This window comes from Sphingomonas gellani (assembly GCF_900110035.1).
In the GTDB taxonomy this organism is placed as follows: Bacteria; Pseudomonadota; Alphaproteobacteria; order Sphingomonadales; family Sphingomonadaceae; genus Sphingomonas; species Sphingomonas gellani.
Genome location: NZ_FOCF01000001.1, coordinates 89,463 through 109,730 on the forward strand (window position 1 = coordinate 89,463; position 20,268 = coordinate 109,730).

At 68.4% G+C, this 20,268-nt stretch carries 19 protein-coding genes and 1 pseudogene; 9 read left to right on the top strand and 11 right to left on the bottom strand.

The genetic code is table 11. The features are described from left to right. Positions 1-222: 222 nt before the first annotated feature. On the bottom strand, positions 223-1,881 hold the full coding sequence (gene leuA, locus BMX37_RS00495) for a 2-isopropylmalate synthase (protein ID WP_093663539.1): 1,659 nt from the start codon (positions 1,879-1,881) through the stop codon (positions 223-225). A gap of 256 nt (positions 1,882-2,137) precedes the next feature. Here leuA and BMX37_RS00500 point away from each other — a divergent pair, with 256 nt between their 5' ends. Next, the gene (locus BMX37_RS00500; protein ID WP_093663540.1) at positions 2,138-2,527 is read left to right on the top strand and encodes a BLUF domain-containing protein; all 390 of its coding nucleotides are present in this window, start codon (positions 2,138-2,140) and stop codon (positions 2,525-2,527) included. Between the two features lie 21 nt (positions 2,528-2,548). Here BMX37_RS00500 and BMX37_RS00505 read toward each other — a convergent pair whose 3' ends face one another. The 5 genes and pseudogenes from BMX37_RS00505 to miaA all read right to left on the bottom strand — a co-directional run bounded on the left by BMX37_RS00505 (position 2,549) and on the right by miaA (position 7,754). Next, positions 2,549-3,166, bottom strand: coding sequence for a YceI family protein (locus BMX37_RS00505; RefSeq protein WP_093663541.1), 618 nt, complete (start codon positions 3,164-3,166; stop codon positions 2,549-2,551). Between the two features lie 118 nt (positions 3,167-3,284). Beyond that, the gene (gene ilvC, locus BMX37_RS00510) at positions 3,285-4,304 is read right to left on the bottom strand and encodes a ketol-acid reductoisomerase (protein ID WP_093663542.1); all 1,020 of its coding nucleotides are present in this window, start codon (positions 4,302-4,304) and stop codon (positions 3,285-3,287) included. An 88-nt stretch (positions 4,305-4,392) separates the two neighbouring features. Beyond that, positions 4,393-4,893: pseudogene (gene ilvN, locus BMX37_RS00515) on the bottom strand (acetolactate synthase small subunit); the annotation flags it as partial. Between the two features lie 60 nt (positions 4,894-4,953). Beyond that, the gene (gene ilvB, locus BMX37_RS00520; protein ID WP_425288419.1) at positions 4,954-6,753 is read right to left on the bottom strand and encodes a biosynthetic-type acetolactate synthase large subunit; all 1,800 of its coding nucleotides are present in this window, start codon (positions 6,751-6,753) and stop codon (positions 4,954-4,956) included. Between the two features lie 77 nt (positions 6,754-6,830). Then, complete coding sequence (miaA, locus tag BMX37_RS00525; protein ID WP_093663544.1) at positions 6,831-7,754, bottom strand: tRNA (adenosine(37)-N6)-dimethylallyltransferase MiaA; 924 nt, start codon at positions 7,752-7,754, stop codon at positions 6,831-6,833. Between the two features lie 36 nt (positions 7,755-7,790). Here miaA and serB point away from each other — a divergent pair, with 36 nt between their 5' ends. Continuing rightward, positions 7,791-8,669, top strand: coding sequence for a phosphoserine phosphatase SerB (serB, locus tag BMX37_RS00530; RefSeq protein WP_093663545.1), 879 nt, complete (start codon positions 7,791-7,793; stop codon positions 8,667-8,669). A gap of 31 nt (positions 8,670-8,700) precedes the next feature. On the opposite strand, the gene BMX37_RS00535 is transcribed toward serB, so the two are convergent. Continuing rightward, on the bottom strand, positions 8,701-9,720 hold the full coding sequence (locus BMX37_RS00535; RefSeq protein ID WP_244501319.1) for an SPOR domain-containing protein: 1,020 nt from the start codon (positions 9,718-9,720) through the stop codon (positions 8,701-8,703). A gap of 203 nt (positions 9,721-9,923) precedes the next feature. On the opposite strand from BMX37_RS00535, the gene BMX37_RS00540 reads away from it, so the two are divergent. Genes BMX37_RS00540 through BMX37_RS00550 form a run of 3 tightly spaced genes read left to right on the top strand, consistent with a single transcriptional unit; the run spans position 9,924 to position 12,575 of the window. Next, positions 9,924-10,637 carry a ParA family protein gene (locus tag BMX37_RS00540; protein ID WP_093663547.1) on the top strand — a complete coding sequence of 238 codons (714 nt, stop codon included), beginning with the start codon at positions 9,924-9,926 and terminating at the stop codon, positions 10,635-10,637. Next, positions 10,637-11,248 (top strand): hypothetical protein, encoded by a 612-nt coding sequence (locus BMX37_RS00545; protein WP_093663548.1) that lies wholly within the window; start codon positions 10,637-10,639, stop codon positions 11,246-11,248. The genes BMX37_RS00540 and BMX37_RS00545 overlap by 1 nt, the downstream gene beginning before the upstream one ends. 16 nt (positions 11,249-11,264) lie before the next feature. After that, positions 11,265-12,575 carry an SPOR domain-containing protein gene (locus BMX37_RS00550; protein ID WP_093663549.1) on the top strand — a complete coding sequence of 437 codons (1,311 nt, stop codon included), beginning with the start codon at positions 11,265-11,267 and terminating at the stop codon, positions 12,573-12,575. Between the two features lie 20 nt (positions 12,576-12,595). Here the strand turns inward: BMX37_RS00550 and BMX37_RS00555 are convergent, their stop codons facing one another. From BMX37_RS00555 to BMX37_RS00570, 4 genes are read right to left on the bottom strand one after another with little or no spacing between them, the layout of a single operon-like run. After that, positions 12,596-13,819, bottom strand: a complete 1,224-nt coding sequence (locus BMX37_RS00555) for a dihydroorotase (protein WP_093664191.1) — start codon at positions 13,817-13,819, stop codon at positions 12,596-12,598. Further along, positions 13,816-14,799 carry an aspartate carbamoyltransferase catalytic subunit gene (locus tag BMX37_RS00560; RefSeq protein WP_093663550.1) on the bottom strand — a complete coding sequence of 328 codons (984 nt, stop codon included), beginning with the start codon at positions 14,797-14,799 and terminating at the stop codon, positions 13,816-13,818. Before BMX37_RS00560 ends, BMX37_RS00555 begins: the two co-directional genes overlap by 4 nt. Before the next feature lie 41 nt (positions 14,800-14,840). Beyond that, positions 14,841-15,299 (bottom strand): Holliday junction resolvase RuvX, encoded by a 459-nt coding sequence (gene ruvX / locus BMX37_RS00565; RefSeq protein ID WP_093663551.1) that lies wholly within the window; start codon positions 15,297-15,299, stop codon positions 14,841-14,843. Beyond that, the gene (locus tag BMX37_RS00570; protein ID WP_093663552.1) at positions 15,296-16,405 is read right to left on the bottom strand and encodes a DUF3089 domain-containing protein; all 1,110 of its coding nucleotides are present in this window, start codon (positions 16,403-16,405) and stop codon (positions 15,296-15,298) included. The genes ruvX and BMX37_RS00570 overlap by 4 nt, the downstream gene beginning before the upstream one ends. Positions 16,406-16,509: 104 nt before the next feature. Here BMX37_RS00570 and gatC point away from each other — a divergent pair, with 104 nt between their 5' ends. From gatC to gatB, 4 genes are all read left to right on the top strand, one after another. Next, positions 16,510-16,812 (top strand): Asp-tRNA(Asn)/Glu-tRNA(Gln) amidotransferase subunit GatC, encoded by a 303-nt coding sequence (gene gatC / locus BMX37_RS00575; protein WP_093663553.1) that lies wholly within the window; start codon positions 16,510-16,512, stop codon positions 16,810-16,812. Positions 16,813-16,909: 97 nt separating this feature from the next. Further along, positions 16,910-18,394 carry an Asp-tRNA(Asn)/Glu-tRNA(Gln) amidotransferase subunit GatA gene (gatA, locus tag BMX37_RS00580; RefSeq protein ID WP_093663554.1) on the top strand — a complete coding sequence of 495 codons (1,485 nt, stop codon included), beginning with the start codon at positions 16,910-16,912 and terminating at the stop codon, positions 18,392-18,394. Continuing rightward, positions 18,385-18,804, top strand: a complete 420-nt coding sequence (locus BMX37_RS00585) for a hypothetical protein (RefSeq protein ID WP_093663555.1) — start codon at positions 18,385-18,387, stop codon at positions 18,802-18,804. The genes gatA and BMX37_RS00585 overlap by 10 nt, the downstream gene beginning before the upstream one ends. Continuing rightward, positions 18,801-20,264 (top strand): Asp-tRNA(Asn)/Glu-tRNA(Gln) amidotransferase subunit GatB, encoded by a 1,464-nt coding sequence (gatB, locus tag BMX37_RS00590; protein WP_093663556.1) that lies wholly within the window; start codon positions 18,801-18,803, stop codon positions 20,262-20,264. The genes BMX37_RS00585 and gatB overlap by 4 nt, the downstream gene beginning before the upstream one ends. Positions 20,265-20,268: the final 4 nt, after the last annotated feature.

Here is a 20,268-nt window from a genome sequence, read left to right on the forward strand (position 1 = left end):
CGGATCCGCTCCTCACATCGCATAGCGCCGCTCGCTGCTTCTCGGCTGCGCGAGCGATCGATCACAGCACCCGGCCAGAATCGCCACGCCAGCTGATCCGCGAGAGCGGCAGCCGCGTCACTTCAACGACCTTCGCGAGCAGGTTGGCGGCCGTCTAGATTCGGTAATGCTCCCCAACCAGCGGGTCGCGCCGACCGCAGACATGCAGCCGGCCCGCCGCCATCAGGCGCGGTTCGCCGCCGACAGCACCGCGCGCACGCCAGCCGTGGCGATATCGGCGTCGATGCCCACGCCCCACACCGTCCGGCCATCGTCCAGGCGGCATTCCAGATAGGTCGCCGCCTGCGCGTCCGCCCCCTTCCCGATCGCATGTTCGGAATAATCCGCCACGTCGAGCGCCGGCGCGCCCGCTTCGCTCATCGCGGCGATCACGCCGGAGATCAGGCCGTTGCCGCGTCCGCTGATCGATCGATCCTCCCCTGCAACTGACACGCGCCCGACGAACAGGCGGTCGCCCGCCGCGCCACTTTCCTGATAATCGCGCAAGGAGAAGCGGTCGTGCTCGCCGGGCAGATAGGTGCTCTGGAACAACTGCCAGATGTCGTCGGCGTTCAGTTCGCGGCTGGTCGCATCGGCCAGCGCCTGAACGTGGCGGCTGAAGTCGGCCTGGAGCCGCTTGGGCAGCTTCAGCCCGCGATCCTGTTCCAGGATCCACGCGATGCCCCCCTTGCCCGATTGCGAGTTTACGCGGATCACGGCCTCGTAGCTGCGGCCCAGATCGGCCGGGTCGATGGGCAGGTAGGGAATCTGCCACGCCTCGTCATTCTGCTGCTCGCGCGCGGCAAAGCCCTTCTTGATCGCGTCCTGATGGCTGCCCGAGAAGGCGGTGAACACCAGGTCGCCGGCATAGGGCGTGCGCGGGTGGACGGGCAGGTTGGTGCAATAGGTGACGGTGTTCACCAACGCGTCGATGTCCGACAGGTCCAGCTGCGGATCGACACCCTGCGTGTACATGTTCAGCGCAACCGTCACGAGGTCGCAATTGCCGGTGCGTTCGCCGTTGCCCAGCAGGCAACCCTCGACCCGGTCGGCGCCGGCCATGATGCCCAGCTCGGCGGCGGCGACGCCCGTGCCGCGATCGTTATGGGTGTGCAGCGATACCACCACGCTCTCGCGGTTCGGCACGTTGCGGCAGAACCATTCGATCTGATCGGCATAGACGTTGGGCGTCGCTGCCTCGACCGTGGCGGGCAGGTTGAGGATCAGCGGCTTGTCGGGCGTGGGGCGCAGCACATCCATCACCGCCGCGCAGACCTCCACGGAGAAATCGAGTTCGGCGGTGGAAAAGGTTTCCGGGCTGTACTCGAATTGCCAATCGGTGCCGGGTCGTTTCGCCGCCTCGTCGCGCAGCATCCGGGCGCCGTCGGTCGCGATCGCCTTCACCTCGTCGCGGGTCATGCCGAACACGATCCGCCGCCATGCCGGCGAAACCGCATTGTACAGGTGGACGATCGCGGTGCGCGCACCCTCCAGGCTGGCGAAGCTGGTTTCGATCAGGTCGCGACGCGACTGGGTCAGCACCTGGATCGTCACGTCGTCCGGGATGCGGCCGTTCCTGACCAGGCCGCTGATGAAGTCGAATTCGGTCGCGCCGGCGCTTGGAAAGCCGACCTCGATCTCCTTCAATCCGACGCGGACCAGCAGGTCGAAGAGCCGCCCCTTCTTTTCCGCATCCATCGGATCGATCAGCGCCTGGTTGCCGTCGCGCAGGTCGGTGGACAGCCAGCGCGGCGCGCGGGTGATGGTGCGGGAGGGCCAGCGCCGATCGGGCAAGTCGACGGTCGGGAACGGGCGGTACTTGGTCGAAGGGTCGCGAAGCATGATCGGCTGTCCTGGATTACGGGCGGTCGGCGGTTGCGGCGTATCGGGATCCCCTTAGGCCAAACCGGGCATGCACGCCCGCCATCCGGCCTAAGGGCGGATAAGTCGTAGCGCGGGGACCAGCAAAGTCATGCGGCGGAGGGCTTGCCGGCTGGGCGCCGCTTTGTCCAGCCTGCGAATACCGCGCCGGGGCGATCGACTTTACCGGGCGTCAACGGCTTTCCCGTTAGCGCACTGCGACAACGGGAATTTTGCGATGCTTCAGCTTGTTTATATCAGTTCCGCGGTCGGCAGGATCGACGTGTCCGCGATCCTCGCCGTCTCCCGCCGGAACAACCGGCGCGACGGCATCACCGGCCTGTTGTACGCCGATGACAAACGCTTCCTCCAGGCACTGGAAGGTCCCGAGGCCATGGTGACCGCCGCATTCGCGCGGATCAGTCGCGATCCGGGGCATCGCGCGCTGGTCACCCTGTCACGCCGAGAGGTCGAAGGGCGTGAGTTCGGGGAGTGGGCGATGGCGGCCCGCACGCCAGGGCAGGATGGCGAGGCGTTCCTCGACCATGTCGATGCTCTGGTCAGTCGCGTCGACCCCAATGTGCGCGCGACGTTCGAGGGATTTGCCCGGATCAAGCGCTGGGTTTGATCCGGGCAGGGATTCACGCGATCAGGCGGCGGTGAAGGCCGCGTGGATGTGCAGCTTCACCTCGTCCGACACGACCGGCGCAGCCAGGCCGACGCCGAAATCGCTGCGCTTCACCGTGGTGGTGGCGGTGAAGCCGAAGTTCAGCTTCTTGCTCATCGGGTTCGTGCCCGCACCGATGAAGGTCGCGTCCAGCGTCACCGGCTTGGTGATGTTCTTGATCGTCAGGTTGCCCGCGATGGTCGCCCGGTTTCCGCCGCGCGACGTCACGGAAGTCGAAACGAAGCGCGCCGTCGGGTACTTCGCCGCGTCGAAGATCTGGTCAGACTTCAGATGGTTGGCGAAGGCGCCGCTGGTCACGGACAGGTCCGCCACGTTGAACGTCACGTCGACCTTTGCCGCTGCCGGCTTGGCCGGATCGACGGTGATGGAACCACCGGACGCGCCGAACAACCCTTCAAGGATGGAAAAGCCCATATGGTTGACCTCCCACGCCACTTGGGTGTGGGCCGGATCGACCTGATAGGTGCCGGCGGGAACGCGGGTCGCCTGTGCAGCGCCGGGCTGGGCCGGGCTGTTCGGGATCTGGGCGAGGGCAGGAACCGCCGCGAGGGCAAGGGCGGAGGCGAAGAGCAGGCGCATGGGATTCCCCTGTGGTGAAGCCGACAGGGTAGATCATACGAACGCCGTCCCGAAAAGCGCGTTTCGGGAAACGAACCGGTTCCGGGCCGGCGCGATCGCGCGCCGGCCCGGATGAGGCTCAGTTGCGGGCCTTGTCGACCAGCTTGTTCTTCGCGATCCACGGCATCATCGCGCGCAGTTCCTCGCCGGTCTTTTCGATCGGGTGCGCCGCCGCCGCCTTGCGCGCAGCCTTCAACTCGGGCTGGCCCGCGCGGTTGTCGAGCACGAAGTTCTTCACGAACCGACCGCCCTGGATGTCGGCCAGCACCCGCTTCATCTCCGCCTTTGTCTCGTCGGTGATGATGCGCGGGCCGATGGTGATGTCGCCATATTCGGCGGTGTTGCTGATCGAATAGCGCATGTTGGCGATACCGCCCTCATACAACAGGTCGACGATCAGCTTGGTCTCGTGCAGGCACTCGAAATATGCCATTTCGGGGGCGTAGCCGGCCTCCACCAGCGTCTCGAACCCGGCCTGGATCAGGTGGGTCAGGCCGCCGCACAGCACCACCTGCTCGCCGAACAGGTCGGTTTCGCATTCCTCGCGGAAGTTGGTCTCGATGATGCCCGACCGGCCGCCGCCGACTCCGCTGGCATAGGCGAGCGCCACGTCATGGGCGTTGCCGCTGGCGTCCTGGTGCACCGCGATCAGGCAGGGAACGCCGCCGCCGCGCACATATTCGGACCGCACGGTGTGGCCCGGCCCCTTCGGCGCGATCATGATGACGTCGATCTCCGCCGATGGCTCGATCAGGCCGAAATGAACGTTCAGGCCGTGCGCAAAGGCGAGCGCGGCGCCGGGGCGGATATTGTCTTTCAGGTCGGCATCCCAGATCGCGGCCTGATGCTCGTCGGGCGCGAGGATCATGACGATGTCGGCCCACTTCGCCGCCTCCGCATTCGTCATCACCTGGAATCCGGCGTCGCTGGCCTTGGCGGCGGAGGCGGAGCCCTCACGCAGCGCGATCGCGACCTGCTTCACCCCGGAATCGCGCAGGTTCTGGGCATGGGCGTGGCCCTGCGAACCATAGCCGACGATCGCGATCTTCTTGTCGGTGATGAGGTTCAGGTCGGCGTCACGGTCGTAATACACACGCATTGCGTTGGTCCCCTTGAGTGTTGCGGCAGGGGCGGCGGCCCCGGCCGGTGCTCCCGCCGTCCGCGGAAGCATGAAAAGTTCGGGCCGCGCCTCTGCCGATGGCGACGATGCCGGTACGCGCCACCTCGACCAGCCCGACCTCCGCCATCAACTCGACGAAGCTGTCGATCTTTTCGCGGCCGCCCGTCACCTCGAACACGAAGGAGGCGGTGGTCGCGTCGACGACGCGGGCACGGTACACCTCCGCCAGGCGAAGCGCCTCGATGCGGTGGTCGCCGGTTCCCGCGACCTTGACCAGCGCCAGTTCGCGTTCGACATGCGCGCCCTGCACGGTCAGGTCGGTGACCTTGTGCACCGGCACCAGCCGTTCCAGCTGGGCGATGATCTGTTCCATCACCGGCGGCGACGCGCTGGTGACGATGGTCAGGCGGCTGACCGCCTTGTCCTCCGTGATCTCCGACACGGTCAGGCTCTCGATGTTGTAGCCGCGCGCGGTAAACAGCCCCGCGATCCGGGCGAGGATGCCCGGCTGGTTGTCGACGATCACCGCCAGCGTATGCCGCTCGGCCGCTTCCTGCTTGATGTGCACTGTGCCTTCACCCCGACGCCGGCCGGGGGCTCCCTTGTTCTTGCTATGCCGTGATCGCGATCAGACCAGCGCGCGCGCCTCGTCGTCCATTTCCCCGGACACTTCGTTGGCCCACAGGATCATGTCCGTGTGCGCCGCGCCGCTGGGGATCATGGGCAGGCAATTGGCAAGCTTCGACACGCGGCAGTCGACCATCACGGGACCCGGATGATCGATCATCGCGCGGATGCCGTCGTCCAGCTCGCCCAGCGTCTCGATGCGGATGCCCTTCCAGCCATAGGCTTCTGCCAAGGCAACGAAGTCGGGCAGGCTGTCCGAATAGCTCTCGGCGTAGCGCGACTGGTAGGTCAGCTCCTGCCACTGCCGTACCATGCCCATATATTCGTTGTTGAGGATGAAGATCTTGACCGGCAGCCGGTATTGAGTCGCTGTCGCCAGTTCCTGGATGTTCATCTGGATCGATGCTTCACCGGCGACGTCGATCACCAGCGCATCGGGATCACCCAGCTGCGCACCAATCGCGGCGGGCAGGCCATAGCCCATCGTGCCGAGCCCGCCGGAGGTCAGCCACTTGTTCGGCTCCTCGAAACCGATGTGCTGCGCGGCCCACATCTGATGCTGGCCAACCTCGGTCGTGATGATCGGCTGACGATCGCGGGTCGCGGCGTGCAGCGCCCGGATCGCGCGCTGTGGCATGATCTCCGTCTCGCTGTCCTCCGGGAAGTCGAGGCAGCGCTTGGCGCGCCAGCCCTCGATCTGCGCGTCCCAGTCGGACAGGTCGGGGCGGGGATGGCCGCGCCGGTTCCAGATCTCGACCATCGCCTCCAGCGCGCGGCCTGCATCGGCGACGACCGCCAAGTCGATCCGCACCGTCTTGTTGATCGAGGACCGGTCGATGTCGACGTGCACCTTGCGGCTGTGCGGGCTGAACGCGTCGAGCCGGCCCGTCACGCGGTCGTCGAACCGCGCGCCCACCGCGATCACCAGATCGGCGCGGTTCATGGCGTGGTTCGCCTCATAGGTGCCGTGCATGCCGAGCATGCCGAGCCAGTGCGGCGACGAGGCGGGCAGGGCGCCCAGCCCCATCAGCGTCGAGGTGACGGGCGCGCCGGTCAGCGCCACAAGCTCGCGCAAGGCAGCCGACGCGGCCGGCCCCGCATTGATGATGCCGCCGCCGGTGTAGAAGACGGGGCGCTCCGCCGCCGCCAGCATGTCCACGACCTGTTCGATCAGCGCCGGATCGGGCTCGATCTGCGGACGATAGGTCGGGTGGCTGATCGGGCCGGGCAGTGCGTAGCGGGCGGTCGCGACCTGCACGTCCTTCGGTACGTCGATCACCACCGGGCCAGGACGACCCGACGTGGCGATGTGGAACGCCTCATGCACCACCTCCGCGAGCCGGGCGGGGTCCTTGACCAGATAATTGTGCTTGGAACAGTGGCGCGTGATGCCAACGGTGTCCGCCTCCTGAAAGGCATCGGTGCCGATCAGGCCGGTCGGAACCTGGCCGGTTATGACCACCATCGGGATGGAATCGAGCAGCGCGTCGGTGATGCCCGTCACCGCGTTGGTCGCGCCGGGGCCGGATGTGACCAGCACCACGCCGGGCCTGCCGGTGGAGCGGGCATAGCCCTCCGCCGCGTGGGTAGCGGCCTGTTCGTGGCGAACCAGGATGTGGCGGATGCGCGGGGCACCTTCGCCGGCCTCCGCATTGTGGCGGAACAGCGCGTCATAGATCGGCAGCACCGCGCCGCCGGGATATCCGAACACGACCTCCACGCCCAGATCGATCAGGGCCTGCACCAGAATCTCTGCGCCGCCCATTTCGGCTCCGTGCGTAGCGGTTTCGGGACCCGCCATGATCATGTTCTCCATTCAAAGCGGCACCTGAACCGCGGCGCCCGGCTACTCGCACGAAAATGATACGTCAAGCCAAACTAACGCAATAATGTTTCTAGGTGGCTCGCACGCTCCTCGCCGGCGATGTCTGTCAGTCGCAGCCATGTCGCCGGCGTTTGATGCCTCAGCCAAGTATATTGGCGTTTCGCGTACCGACGGGTGGCGAGCGCGCCAGCCGCCACGGCCTCATCGCGCGACCAGACGCTGCGCACCCAGTTCGCAACCTCGGGCACCCCGATCGCGCGGCGGATCGGGGCATCGACAGGGATGTCGTCGCGCGCGAGCAGGGTAGCCACCTCTTCACTGCCTGCGTCCGCCATGTCCGCGAACCGGCTGTCGATACGCGCGATCAGCCACTCGCGTGGCGGCAGCAGCACGGTTGCTCTCAGGTCGATCGTGTCGCCGATCCCCCCAACACGCTCCGCCTGCCATGCGGCCAAGGGGCGCCCGGAGGAGCGCACCACCTCCAAAGCGCGGGCGATCCGCTGGCTGTCGGCGGGGGCCAGGCGCGCTGCTGCGTCTGGATCCTCTCTCCGCAACGCTGCGTATGCGGCGTAGACGGGCATGGCGCGCACCGAAGCGCGGACCGTAGGATCGATCTCCGGCACCGGAGCGATGCCGTCGAGCAGGGTGCGCAGGTACATGCCGGTGCCGCCGACCAGGATCGGCAAACGCCCCTCGCTCAAGGTCGCGGCGATCGCTCCGCGTGCCTCCTCGGCCCAGCGCGCGGCGGAATAGCCGGGCTCGGCACCGTCGACATGGCCGAACAGCCGGTGAGGGACGCGCGCCTCCTCCTCGTCCGAAGGGCGCGCGGTCAGGATGCGCAGGTCGCGGTACACCTGGGCGGAATCGGCGTTGATGATCGTGCCGCCGAACCGTTCGGCCACCATCAACGCCAGCGCCGACTTGCCGCTGGCGGTCGGCCCTGCGATGAGCGCGACCCGAGGCAGCGGGCCGTTCATGCGGCGTCCGCGACAAGGCAGGGAAAAGGGGCGGCCATGTTCATCGCGACGCTGATAGCAGCGGATCGGCTGGCGGAGGGTGACATTTCTGATGCCACCGATCGGCTGGCACAGGCAGGTTGCGGCCCGTCCGGCACGGAATGGATAGAGGCGGGCGTCGCATGCGATCTGCGCTTCGCCTCTGCCCCCGAGGCTGCCCGGCTGGCGCTGGAAGGCGCGATAGCCCGGACCGATGTGGTGGTGCAGCCCGCGGCGACGCGCGAGAAGCGTCTGCTCATTGCCGACATGGACTCCACCATGATCACGGTGGAATGCATCGACGAACTGGCCGATTTTGCCGGGCTTAAGCCCCAGATCGCCGCAATCACCGAGCGGGCGATGCGCGGGGAACTGGATTTCGGCGGCGCGTTGGACGCGCGCGTCGCCTTGCTGAAGGGGTTGGACGCGGGTGCGATCGACCGCTGCCTAGCGGAGCGGGTGCGCATAATGCCAGGCGCGCGAGAACTGGTGCGGACGATGCGCGCGCGGGGCGCGGCGACGATCCTGGTGTCGGGTGGCTTCACCCGCTTCGCCGAACCGGTGGCGGCGGAGATCGGCTTCGACCGCGCCATCGCCAACGTGCTGGAGATCGCGGACGGCGCGCTGACCGGTCAGGTCCGGAAGCCGACCGTCGATTCCGACACGAAAGAGTCGACCCTGCTCGACGCGCTGGTCGAACGGGGCATAGCGGCCGAACAGAGCCTGGCGGTGGGCGACGGGGCCAACGACCTGGCCATGATCCGCCATGCCGGACTGGGCGTCGCTTACCACGCCAAACCGATCGTCGCGGCGGCGGCGGCCGCTCGCATCGATCATGGCGACCTGTCCGCGCTACTCTACGCGCAAGGCATAGCGCGCCACGACTGGATGCGGTGACCTCGCACCCAGTCACGGCGCGGAGCGAGACCTAGCGAACCACCACGCAGGTGACGCCGGCGGAGCGACAGGCGCGCTGCGCATCCGCCTCGCTCGCAAAGGCGCCGCCGACCAGCCGGGTCAGGCCGCCGCTCTTGGCATAGGACGGGCTGCCGCCGATCCGCTTGCCTACCCGCGCCCACAAGGCGCGGGCATTACCCTCGTCCCGGAACGCGCCGAGCTGGACGCGGTAGCGACCGGGGCGTTCGGGCTTGGCGGCGGGCTTCTGTTCCTTGGCCGGTGTTGGCTTGGTCACGGGCTTTGCCTTGGCAGGCGCTGTCGACTCCGCTTTCACCGCAGCCACCTTTGTCGGTTGGACGGTGGGTGTCGCCGTGCGGCTCGGCGTTGGGGCGGGAGGCGTGCTCGCCTTTGCCGGTGCCGGTGCCGGTGAAGGGGTCGAGGGGCGCGCGGGTGTGGCATCGACCAGCATGCGGCCGTCCGGCGCGACCTTCGCCGGTTGCTGCTGCGCGGCGATGGAGGTGACGAGCGCCGTACCCTTCTGTCGGTCCGCCGGCGAGACATAGCCGTCCATCTGCGCCAGCGTCTCCGATGCCGACTTCAGCCCGGACTGCGACGCCAGCGTCATCAGGGCGTAAGCACGGGGCACGTCGCGCGCGACGCCGTCGCCGTTGAACAGCATCGTACCCAGCACCAGTTCCGCGCGCGGCTCACCACGGGCGATCGACTTTTCCAGCCACGGCACGGCGTCGGTCTTGCGACCCGATTGGTACAGCGCCAGCCCGTAATTGTCCTCGGCCAGCGGATGCTTCTGAAGCGCGGCCTTGCGGAACCAGCTTTCCGCCAGGGCCGGATCGACGGGGACGCCGCGACCCAGCTTGTACGCCTGGCCCAGATTGAACTGGGCGTCCGCATCGCCGGCGACGGCGGGCGCGCGCCATTCCTCGACCGCGGCACGATAGTCGCCGCGTTGCCAGGCGTCCCAGCCCGCCTTGACGTCGGCACCGGCCGCCGTTGCCAGCGTCAGCAGCACGCCGGTCAGTGCCGACATCATCAATCCCGCCTTCATGCCACACCCCGATCTGCCCGGCCCCGCCGCCTGTCGCGCCGGATCATGCCGCAAAACGCGCGCCCGGCAAAGAGTGCGGGCCAGCGCCGCCGATGCGGACCCGCCGCGAGACAGGCGGGCGGCGCGTTAACGGCTTCTTATCGCCCGGCGTGCCATCCGCCTTCGTGATTAACGGGATCAGGGGGCTTATGCGCGTTCTCGCAATGGCGTCGCAAAAGGGCGGTTCGGGCAAGACGACCTTGTCCGGGCATTTGGCCGTGCAGGCGCAATTGGCCGGGCAGGGGCCGGTGGTGCTGATCGACATCGATCCGCAGGGCAGCCTGGCCGACTGGTGGAACGAGCGCGAGGCGGAGTTCCCTGCCTTCGCCCAGACTACGGTCGCGCGCCTCGCCGCCGATCTGGAGGTGTTGCGTCAGCAGGGGTTCAAGCTGGCGATGATCGATACGCCTCCTGCGATCACCATGGCGATCCAGAGCGTAATCCAGGTGGCGGAACTGGTCGTGGTGCCCACCCGGCCCTCGCCGCACGACCTGCGCGCGGTGGGCGCGACGGTGGACCTTTGCGAGCGGGCGGGCAAGCCACTGATCTTCGTGGTCAACGCCGCGACGCCCAAGGCGCGGATCACGTCCGAAGCGGCGGTGGCGCTGTCGCAGCACGGCACGGTGGCGCCGATCACGCTGCACCACCGCGTCGATTTCGCCGCGTCGATGATCGACGGGCGCACGGTGATGGAGGTCGATCCGAACGGCAAGTCGGCGGCGGAGGTCGCGGCGCTCTGGACCTATATCTCGGATCGGCTGGAAAAGAATTTCCGTCGCACGGTGTTCAGTGTTCCCTCCAGCGGCGCAGGCTTCGGACAGCGCGCGTCGGCGGCCGGTTTCGGCCGGCGGGTGGTGGGCTGATGTTCGGCGCGTCGAAACCGCGCGCCTCCCTGTCGTCGGGGCTGCTCGCGCGCAAGGGACAGGCGCGGCCCGCGATGCGGCCGCAGGGTTATGCTTCTCTTGCCGGCGTGGGCGGCGGGTTGGAGGATCTGGGCTGGAACGACATGGGCAGCGGGGAGGGGGCAGCCGTGCCCGACGTCCACATCGCGCCCGCACCTGCGCCCGCACCTGTCACAGCCGAGAACGCCGACGTACCCGTGCCGATGCCCGCCGTGCTGACCCAGCGCGAGGCGTTGGGCGAGGTGCTGGGTGGCGTCGTGACGCCGGCGGCCGAGGAGCCGCAACCCGAAGAGCCCCAACCTGAAGAGCCCCGCGTGGACCGCAACGTGTCGGTCGCCACCGCCGCCCGCCTTGCGCGCGAGTCGGCGCAGCAGACGAAGAAGACCGGAAAGGCGGCCTTCACCCTGCGCCTGGATGGCGAGCGTCACCTTCGCCTTCGCCTGGCCAGCGCGCTGGCGGGCAAGTCGGCGCAGCAACTGGTCACGCACGCGGTCGACGGGCTGCTCAAGACCCTGCCGGAAGTGGAGCTGCTCGTGGCGCAATTGCCACCGGCGCGCAAAGCCGGTCGATAGGAAGGAAGAACTGGCAATGAAGACCCGCATGCTTCTGGTCGGTGGCCTGTCCGCACTGGTGATGGGCGGATCGGTGGTCGGCTGCACCGCCGAAGGGGGGAGGGGCGGCATCGCCTCTGCCAACACCCGTTCGGCAACGGTCGATGCCCGTGCAGCGGCGGACAATGCGACGCGTGCGACCCGTGCGCTGGCCCGGCATGACGGAGCGGCGGCGGTGCCGCTGGCCGAGAGCGCTGTCGCGCTGGTGCCGCGCAATGCGGGATATCGCCTGCTGCTCGGCCAGAGCTATCTGGAGGCGGGACGCTTCGTGTCCGCTCGCACCGCGCTGACGGACGCGCTGGCGCTTGATCCGGCCAACGGCCGCGTCGCGCTGAACCTGGCGCTGGCGCAGATCGCGACGGGCGACTGGGCTGCCGCGCGTGCGACTCTGACGGCAAATCAGGCGACGGTGCCCGCGAGCGATCGTGGCCTGGCGCTGGCGCTGGCGGGTGACCCTGCCGGCGGCGTGACCATCCTGACCGATGTGGTGCGATCGCCGCAGACATCGCCCAAGGCCCGGCAGAACCTGGCGCTGGCGCTGGCACTGGCAGGCCAATGGGCGGCGGCGCGCGTGGTCGCGTCGGCCGACATGGCCCCGGCCGAGGTCGATCAGCGTATCGAGCAATGGGCCGCCTTTGCGCAGCCGAGCAACGCGTCGGATCAGGTCGCCAGCCTGTTGGGCGTGCACGCCATTGGCGACGCGGGCCAGCCGGTTGCGCTGGCGCTGAACGCCGTGGTCTCGCCAGCCGTGGCGGTCGCCGCTGCCGATACGGCAGTGACGGCCATACCGCCTCAGCCCGTCGCGACGGTCACGCCGGCCGCCGCCGCGCGGCCCGTGGAGGTCGCCGGTGTCGCATTCGGCCCCCGCCGCGAGGTCGTGCAATCGCTGGCCCCCGCTCTGATCCGGTCCGACGCCGGTCCGACGAAGGTCGCCCTTGCCGCCGCGCCGGTGCGGGGCGCGGAGCGACGGCCGGCAGCGACCACGGGTGGCGCCTGGGTGGTGCAGATCGGGGCGTTCGGATCGGCCGATGTCGCCCGCGACGCCTGGGCCCGCGCGACCCGGCGCCTGCCCGTGCTGGCACAGCATGGCCCCAGCGCCATGACGTTCCGCGCGCGAGGCGACCAGTTCTATCGCCTGTCCGTCGGCGGCTTCGACCGTGCCGACGCGGACGAGCTGTGCCGCCGGTATCGGGCAAGCGGTGGCGTGTGCTTCGTACGCGGCAACGCCGGCGACCGCGTCGCGCAATGGGCGCGGCCGACAGAGACCCAACTCGCCTCGCGCGGTTAAGCCGGCCGCGCGGGCACAGCTCAGCCGATTTCCCGGCCACCCTTCCACAGACGCAGCACGCGCCCCTGAACGGGCATGCCGTCGAACGGCGTGTTGCCGGCGCGCGCGACCAGCGTGTCGGTGCCGATTCGCCACGGCGCGTCCGCATCCGCCAGGACCAGATCGGCGGCCATGCCCGACTCCAGCGTTCCCGCGTCCACACCCAGCACCCGGGCAGGATTCGCGGCGAGCAGCGACCAGAGCCGGTCCAGCCCGATCACCTCATCCCGGACAAGCCCCAGCGACAGCGCCAACAGCGTCTCCGCCCCGGCCATGCCCGCCGACGAGTCGGTGAAGGGCAGCCGCTTCGACTCCGCACCATGCGGATCGTGACCCGATGCGATCACGTCGATCGTGCCGTCCCGCACCGCCGCTAGCGCGGCCTGACGGTCCGCCTCGTCCCGCAGTGGCGGCGACAGATGGGCGAAGGTGCGAAAGCCGCTGGTCGCGATGTCCGACAGGTGCAGGTGCGCGGGCGTGATGCCGCAGGTGACGCGAACGCCGCGTTGCTTGGCCGCACGGATCAGGTCGAACGCCGCCGCCGTCGTCACCTGTCGCAGGTGAAGCCGCGCGCCCGTTTCCTCCGCCAGCATCAGGTCGCGCGCCACCGCCAGCGCCTCCGCCAAGGCCGGTGCCGCGGGCAGGCCGAGCCGGGTCGCCGTTTCCCCCGACGTCGCGACGGCGCCGCGTGCCAGGCCACCGTCCTCCGCATGCGCGATCACCGCGCAATCCAGATCGCGCGCGTAAAGCAGGACCCGCCGCATGACCGACGAATCGGCGATCCAGCCGCGTCCGGTGCCGACCGCGCGCGCACCGGCGGATCGGCAGATCGCCATTTCCGCCAGTTCCTTACCCGCCAACCCTCTCGTGGCGGCGGAGATGGGATGGATCCACAGGTCCGGCTTGCCGATAAGCGCCGAACGCTGGACGATGCCGGGCTCGTCCAGCACCGGGGTCGTGTCCGGCATCAGCGCCACGCGCGCGATACCGCCGGCACGAAACGCCGCGCGATCGATTGCGAACACGCCCAGATCGACCAGAGCGGGTGCAAGCAGCCGGCCCCCGCAGTCGACCTGCACCGCATCGCCCGGCACCTCAACCGCACCGGATGCGCGGATCACACCGTCCTCGACCATCAGCGTGCCATGCGACACGCCGGCGGTCGGGCAGACCAGCCGGGCGTTGATGAAGGCGATCCGGCTCATGCCCAGCCCTCCACGCCACGCGCGCGCCGGGTCAGCACGTCCATGCATGCCATCCGCACCGCCACGCCCATCTCCACCTGTTCGGTGATCGCGGATTGCGTCCCGTCGGCCACCACCGAGTCGATCTCCACGCCCCGGTTCATCGGTCCCGGATGCATCACCAGTGCATTCGGCACGCGCGCCAGCCGTTCCGCGGTCAAGCCGTAACGCATGCGATATTCGCGGCTGGAGGGGATGTAGCCGCCGTCCATCCGCTCGTTCTGGACGCGCAGCATCATCACCACGTCCGCGCCCTCTATCGCCTGGTCGAAATCGGTGAAGGGGGTGACGAACATCCGCTCGATCGCCGGCGGCATCAGCGTGGACGGCGCGCAAACCCGCACATCCGCGGCCAAGGCGGTCAGCGCCAGGATGTTGGACCGCGCGACCCGGCTGTGCAGCACGTCGCCGCAGATCACCACCCGCTGCCCCGCGACCGACCCGCGCCGCCGCCTTATGGTCAGCGCGTCGAGCAGCGCCTGCGTCGGATGCTCGTGCCAGCCGTCACCGGCGTTCAGCACAGGGCAGGCGACCTTGTCCGCGATCAGCTGCACCGCGCCCGAACTCATGTGCCGGATGACCAGCACGTCGGCTCGCATCGCGTTCAGCGTCTGGGCGGTATCGATCAGCGTTTCGCCCTTCTTCACGCTCGACTGCGCGGCATGCATATTGACCACGTCGGCGCCCAGCCGCTTTCCCGCGATCTCGAAGCTGAGCAGCGTGCGGGTCGAATTCTCGAAAAACGCGTTGATCTGCGTCAGCCCGGCCATGCGCTTGTCGGGCGCGGCATGGGTGCGGTTCGCCTCCACCCAATGTTCCGCCTCGTCGAGCAGAAAGCTGATCTCGTGTGGTTGAAGTCCCTCGATCCCGGTCAGGTGCCGGTGCGGGAAGACGGCGCCACCCTCGATAAGGGTGGACGGGCGGTGATCCGATCGTTGCATCGAAATCGCCGGGTAACGGCGTGGCGGCCCCCCGTCCAGCGTCAGGCGGACACCAGCGCGTCGATCGCGCCCTGCAGGATCACGGCGGCGGCATGATTGTCGATCCGCTCGGCGCGCTTCGCCCGGCTCATGTCCTGCGCGATCAGCGCGCGTTCGGCGGCGACCGTGGACCAGCGCTCGTCCCACAACAGGATCGGGCCCAGGTCGGCGGCATTGCGGGCAAAGGCGCGGGTCGACTGCGATCGGGGGCTTTCGCTGCCATCCAGGTTGAGCGGCAGGCCGATCACCACCCCGACGACGTGCTGCGCCGCGATCATCTCCGCCAGCCGCGCCTTGTCGGCGGTGAACTTCGTACGCTTCACCAGCAGGGCAGGGCTGGCGAAACTCCAGCCCGCGTCGCACAGCGCGGTCCCGATCGTCTTGGTGCCGACGTCCAGCCCGAGCAGCCGACCGCCATCCGGCAGTGCGGTCCGGAACGCCGCTCGGTCGAGCGTGATCACCGCAGCGCCTCCCAAGCCTTCAGCCGGCGGCCTGCATCGGCGCGGACATTGGCCCAGAACAGGCTGTAGTCGTACACGTGATAATTGTTGCCCGGCAGCACATAGGGTCCGACGTCCGGCCCGTCGCCGATCAGCAGCAGGCCCCGATCGCCGCAACGCGCCGCCACCTGTCCGGGCCGCAGCGTCGCGGTGGTCAGGTCCTTGTCGGGGAACAGCGTGCCCAGGTTCGCGCCGGCCGGGGCGGCGGCGTCCGGCGTGCCGGTCAGCGGGTTGGTGCACACCATCGGCGTGTTCTTGCGCGGGCGTCCATCGAACCCGGTGGTGGCATCGAACGTGTCGAGGATCAGCGACGGGTCGGCGGGCTCCGCAAAGGTTTCCCAGGACAGCAGGCACCGGGCCTGATCGGCCGCGCCGCATTCGGGCAATCCGAGCGCGGCCAGATCCGTGGTGCGCGACACGGGCCAGCCGACCACGTACGCCGCGACTACCCGGTTCGCGAGCGGCGTGCCCGCGACCTTCTCCCGCAACAGTCGGGTGAGGTGCAGGGCGCCCTGGCTGTGTCCGGCCAGGATGATCGGCCGCTTCGGGTCGACCTCCGCGATGAAATCGTCGAACGCCGCCGCCACGTCGCGGTAAGCGAGCGCCAGAGCGCGGTTCGCGTCGGCCGCGCTGGTCAGGAAGGCGCCGAACGTCGCCTGACGATAACGCGGCGCCCAGACCTCACCCACCGCGTTGAAGGCGCTGGCCTGGCCCCGCAGGAAGATCGCGGCCCGCGCGTTGGTCTCCGCGTCGTCCAGCACGGCGTTCCAATGATCCCGGCCGATATAGGACGTCGGGTGTATGAAGAACACGGCGGCTTGGGGCTTCGTCGCCGGCGCTTCGCCCGCCGGGGTCCAGCGGCTGGGGTCGTTCGGCAGGCCCGGCCGCGCCAGCCACATCGCCGGGTCCTTGTACCGTCCCGCGGCCAACGCCGCCTCGTTACGGAATGCTTCGCGCGGGACCAGCGACAGGCGGATCAGCTGATTTCCGTACAGGCGGTATGCTATCGCCGCTGCAATCACCAGGACCAGCAGGGCGGCGATCACGTAAAGGAATTTGCGGGCCATCGCCGCGCTTCGTGCCGCATGCGACCGCGTGAGGCAATCGGCTTGCGCTGCCGGATGGCGCGGCCGGGTTGCGTGGCGCGCGGGCACGGGCTAGCCGCATCTCCATGTCCGTAGACACCAACACCGTGAAGCGGATCGCGAGCCTGGCGCGCATCGCGATCACCGATGACGAGGCGGGCCGGCTGGCGCCCGAACTCGGCAACATCCTTGGCTGGATTGAGCAACTGGGTGAGGTCGACACCAGCGGGGTCGAGCCGATGACCGCCGTGATCCCCAACCATCTTCGCCTGCGCGACGACGTGGTGAACGCCGATCCGCTGACCGGCGGTGGCATCCGCGACGCGCTGATGACGAACGCCCCGCAGGGGGAGCATGGCTTCTTCGCCGTGCCGAAGGTGATCGAATAATGACGTACCGGCATTATGCGATCATTCCCGCGCAAGCGGGGATTCAGGACAAGAGCCATTCGGGACCATCTGCTCCCGCTGCTGCGGGAACACCCGAATGACCGAACTGACCGACCTGGGCATCGCCGCGATCCGCGACGGCGTGCGTGACGGCACCTTTTCCGCCCGCGACGTGGCTACCGCCTTCAACGAGAAAGTCAGCGCGGCTAAGGCGTTAAACGCGTTTCTTGTGGAAACGCCGGAGCATGCGCTGGCCGCCGCCGATGCCGCCGACGCCGCGCGCGCCGCTGGCAAAACGCTCGGGCCGCTGGCCGGTGTGCCGATCGGCATGAAGGACCTGTTCTGCACCAAGGATGTCGCGACCACTGCGTCCAGCCACATCCTCGAGGGGTTCGTGCCGCCGTACGAATCCACCGTGTCGCAGAACCTGTGGAATGCGGGCGCAGGCATGTTGGGGAAGCTCAACATGGACCAGTTCGCGATGGGCTCGTCGAACGAGACCAGCTTCTTCGGCAACGTGATCTCGCCCTGGCGCCGGAACGACGGCGGCCATGCGCCGCTCGCGCCCGGCGGCTCGTCGGGCGGGTCGTCTTCGGCCGTGGCCGCGCGGCTGTGCCCCGGCGCGACAGGAACCGACACGGGCGGCTCGATCCGCCAGCCGGCGGCGTTCACCGGGATCAGCGGCATCAAGCCGACATATGGCCGGTGTTCGCGCTGGGGCACGATCGCCTTCGCGTCCAGCCTGGATCAGGCAGGGCCGATGGCGCGCGACGTGACCGATTGTGCGATCATGCTGGGCGCGATGGCCGGCTTCGACCCGAAGGATGCGACGTCCCTCGACTTGGATGTGCCGGCCTGGGATCGCGAACTTTCCAGCGATCTGAAGGGGAAGCGGGTCGGTATTCCCAAGGAATATCGGGTCGACGGCATGCCGCAGGAAATTGAGGCGTTGTGGCAGCAAGGTGTCGACTGGCTGCGCGACGCCGGGGCGGAGATCGTCGAAGTGTCGCTGCCGCACACCAAATATGCGCTGCCGGCCTATTACATCATTGCGCCGGCGGAGGCGTCGTCCAACCTCGCCCGCTATGACGGCGTCCGGTACGGCCTGCGCGACCTGCCGGATGGTGCGAACCTTCAGGACATGTATGCCGCGACGCGGGCGGACGGTTTCGGCGACGAGGTGAAGCGGCGGATCATGATCGGCACCTATGTGCTGTCGGCCGGCTTCTACGACGCCTATTACACGCAGGCGCAGAAGGTCCGCGCGCTGATCGCGCGCGACTTCGACCGGGCGTGGGAGGCGTGCGACCTGCTGCTCGCCCCAACCGCGCCCTCCGCGGCGTTCGCGTTGGGAGAGAAGTCGGCGGACCCGATCGCCATGTACCTCAACGACGTGTTCACCGTGCCGTCGTCGCTCGCCGGGCTGCCGGCGATGAGCGTGCCGGGCGGGCTGGACGCGCAGGGGCTGCCGCTCGGGCTGCAGATCATCGGTCGCGCGCTGGACGAGCAGGGCGTGCTGGATGCCGGTCTGGCCATCGAGGAGCGCGCCGGCTTCACCGCCCGGCCGGAGGCGTGGTGGTAGGGGACGGCCGCTTCCGCACGCGCAACGTCCAGGTGCTGCGCGAGGCGCAGAACGCGCTCAACATCGCGTTCGGCGCGATCCTCAGCGCCTATGTGGGCAACTCGCTGGCGGAGATCGACAACCGGCCGTTCGATCATCATGCCCTGGCGCGGTTCTTCATCGCGGTGGCGGTGTTCATCCTGGGCCTGTGCGTCGCGAACAGCGCGATCCTGCGCGGCGAGTATCGGCTGGGGCTGATCTTCGCCGTGCTGGCGGCCGGGGGCGCTACCGCGGCGCATCATGAAGGCGCGATCCTGGGGTTCGAGGTCATCATTCTTCGCGTTCTGGCCGGGTGCTGGATCGTCGCGCTGGTCGGCAGCAATGTCCTGCTGACCGCGATCACCTATCTTCATCATCGGAAACGGACATGAGCGAATATCGCATCCAGGGCGCGACGGGCGAGTGGGAGGTCGTGATCGGCCTGGAAGTCCACGCGCAGGTCACCAGCGAGGCGAAGCTGTTCTCCGGCGCGGCGACCGCGTTCGGGGCGGAGCCGAACACGCAGGTTTCGCTGGTCGACGCCGCGATGCCCGGCATGCTGCCGGTGCCGAACCGCGAATGCATCCGCCAGGCGGTGCGTACCGGCATGGCGATCGACGCCGCGATCAACCGCTGGTCGCGCTTCGATCGCAAGAACTATTTCTACGCCGACCTGCCGCAGGGATATCAGATCAGCCAGCTCTACCACCCGTTGGTGGGCGAGGGGCATCTGGACATCAGCCCGGACGAGAAGAACCCCGATGCGACCAAGCGGATCGGGGTGGAGCGCATCCATGTCGAACAAGACGCGGGCAAGCTGATGCACGACCAGCATCCGACACGCTCCTATGTCGACCTGAACCGGTCCGGCGTCGCTCTGATGGAAATCGTGTCGCGGCCGGACATGGCTTCTCCTGCCGAAGCAGGGGCTTACCTACGCAAGTTGCGCGCCATTCTCCGTTATGTCGGGTCGTGCGACGGCAACATGGAGGAAGGGTCGATGCGTGCCGACGTCAACGTCAGCGTGCGTCGCGCCGGCGAGGAACTCGGCACGCGGACGGAGACCAAGAACGTCAATTCCGTGCGCTTCGTGATGGCGGCGATCGAGCATGAGGCCAATCGTCAGGTCGACGTGATCGAGGGCGGTGGCCGGGTTGTGCAGGAAACCCGCTTGTTCGATCCGGACAAGGGCGTGACCCGCTCGATGCGGTCCAAGGAGGATGCGCACGATTATCGCTACTTTCCCGATCCCGACCTGCTGCCGCTCGAATTGGACGAGGCATTCCTGGAGGATTGCCGGGCCAGCCTGCCCGAATTGCCCGATGCGAAGCGCGCGCGGTACGAGGGCATGGGCATCACCCCGTACAATGCCGGCGTTCTGACCGCCGAGGTGGAGACGGCGCGCTGGTTCGACGCGTTGCTCGAAGCAGGTGCGGCGCCGGCGCAGGCGGCGAACTGGGTGTCGTCCGAACTGTTCGGGGCACTCAACCGCATGGGCAAGGGGATCGAGGATAGCCCCGTTGCGCCGGCTCAGGCGGCGGAACTGCTGTCGCTGGTGGCCGACGGAACCCTGTCGGGCAGTCTCGCCAAGCAGGTGTTCGAGGTGATGCTGGACACCGGCCAGAGCCCCGCCGCCATCGTCGAGGAGCGCGGGCTGAAGCAGACCAGCGACACCGGCGCGATCGAGGCGGTGATCGCCGATGTGCTGGCTAAGAACCCCGGCCAGCTGGACCAGTATCGCGGCGGCAAGCAGGCGCTGTTCGGCTTCTTCGTAGGCCAGACGATGAAGGCGATGGGCGGCAAGGCGAACCCGGCGGTGGTCAACGACCTGCTGAAGAAGGCGCTGGGCTGATCGG

Coding starts and splice junctions, on each gene's coding strand:
- BMX37_RS00545 (WP_093663548.1), top strand. CDS start 10,637: ATGTTCGGCGCGTCGAAACCGCGCGCCTCCCTGTCGTCGGGGCTGCTC.
- gatC (WP_093663553.1), top strand. CDS start 16,510: ATGTCCGTAGACACCAACACCGTGAAGCGGATCGCGAGCCTGGCGCGC.
- serB (WP_093663545.1), top strand. CDS start 7,791: ATGTTCATCGCGACGCTGATAGCAGCGGATCGGCTGGCGGAGGGTGAC.
- BMX37_RS00505 (WP_093663541.1), bottom strand. CDS start 3,166: ATGCGCCTGCTCTTCGCCTCCGCCCTTGCCCTCGCGGCGGTTCCTGCC.
- ilvC (WP_093663542.1), bottom strand. CDS start 4,304: ATGCGTGTGTATTACGACCGTGACGCCGACCTGAACCTCATCACCGAC.
- BMX37_RS00550 (WP_093663549.1), top strand. CDS start 11,265: ATGAAGACCCGCATGCTTCTGGTCGGTGGCCTGTCCGCACTGGTGATG.
- BMX37_RS00500 (WP_093663540.1), top strand. CDS start 2,138: ATGCTTCAGCTTGTTTATATCAGTTCCGCGGTCGGCAGGATCGACGTG.
- gatA (WP_093663554.1), top strand. CDS start 16,910: ATGACCGAACTGACCGACCTGGGCATCGCCGCGATCCGCGACGGCGTG.
- ilvB (WP_425288419.1), bottom strand. CDS start 6,753: ATGGCGGGTCCCGAAACCGCTACGCACGGAGCCGAAATGGGCGGCGCA.
- gatB (WP_093663556.1), top strand. CDS start 18,801: ATGAGCGAATATCGCATCCAGGGCGCGACGGGCGAGTGGGAGGTCGTG.
- BMX37_RS00555 (WP_093664191.1), bottom strand. CDS start 13,819: ATGAGCCGGATCGCCTTCATCAACGCCCGGCTGGTCTGCCCGACCGCC.
- BMX37_RS00570 (WP_093663552.1), bottom strand. CDS start 16,405: ATGGCCCGCAAATTCCTTTACGTGATCGCCGCCCTGCTGGTCCTGGTG.
- BMX37_RS00535 (WP_244501319.1), bottom strand. CDS start 9,720: ATGATGTCGGCACTGACCGGCGTGCTGCTGACGCTGGCAACGGCGGCC.
- BMX37_RS00560 (WP_093663550.1), bottom strand. CDS start 14,799: ATGCAACGATCGGATCACCGCCCGTCCACCCTTATCGAGGGTGGCGCC.
- leuA (WP_093663539.1), bottom strand. CDS start 1,881: ATGCTTCGCGACCCTTCGACCAAGTACCGCCCGTTCCCGACCGTCGAC.
- miaA (WP_093663544.1), bottom strand. CDS start 7,754: ATGAACGGCCCGCTGCCTCGGGTCGCGCTCATCGCAGGGCCGACCGCC.
- BMX37_RS00540 (WP_093663547.1), top strand. CDS start 9,924: ATGCGCGTTCTCGCAATGGCGTCGCAAAAGGGCGGTTCGGGCAAGACG.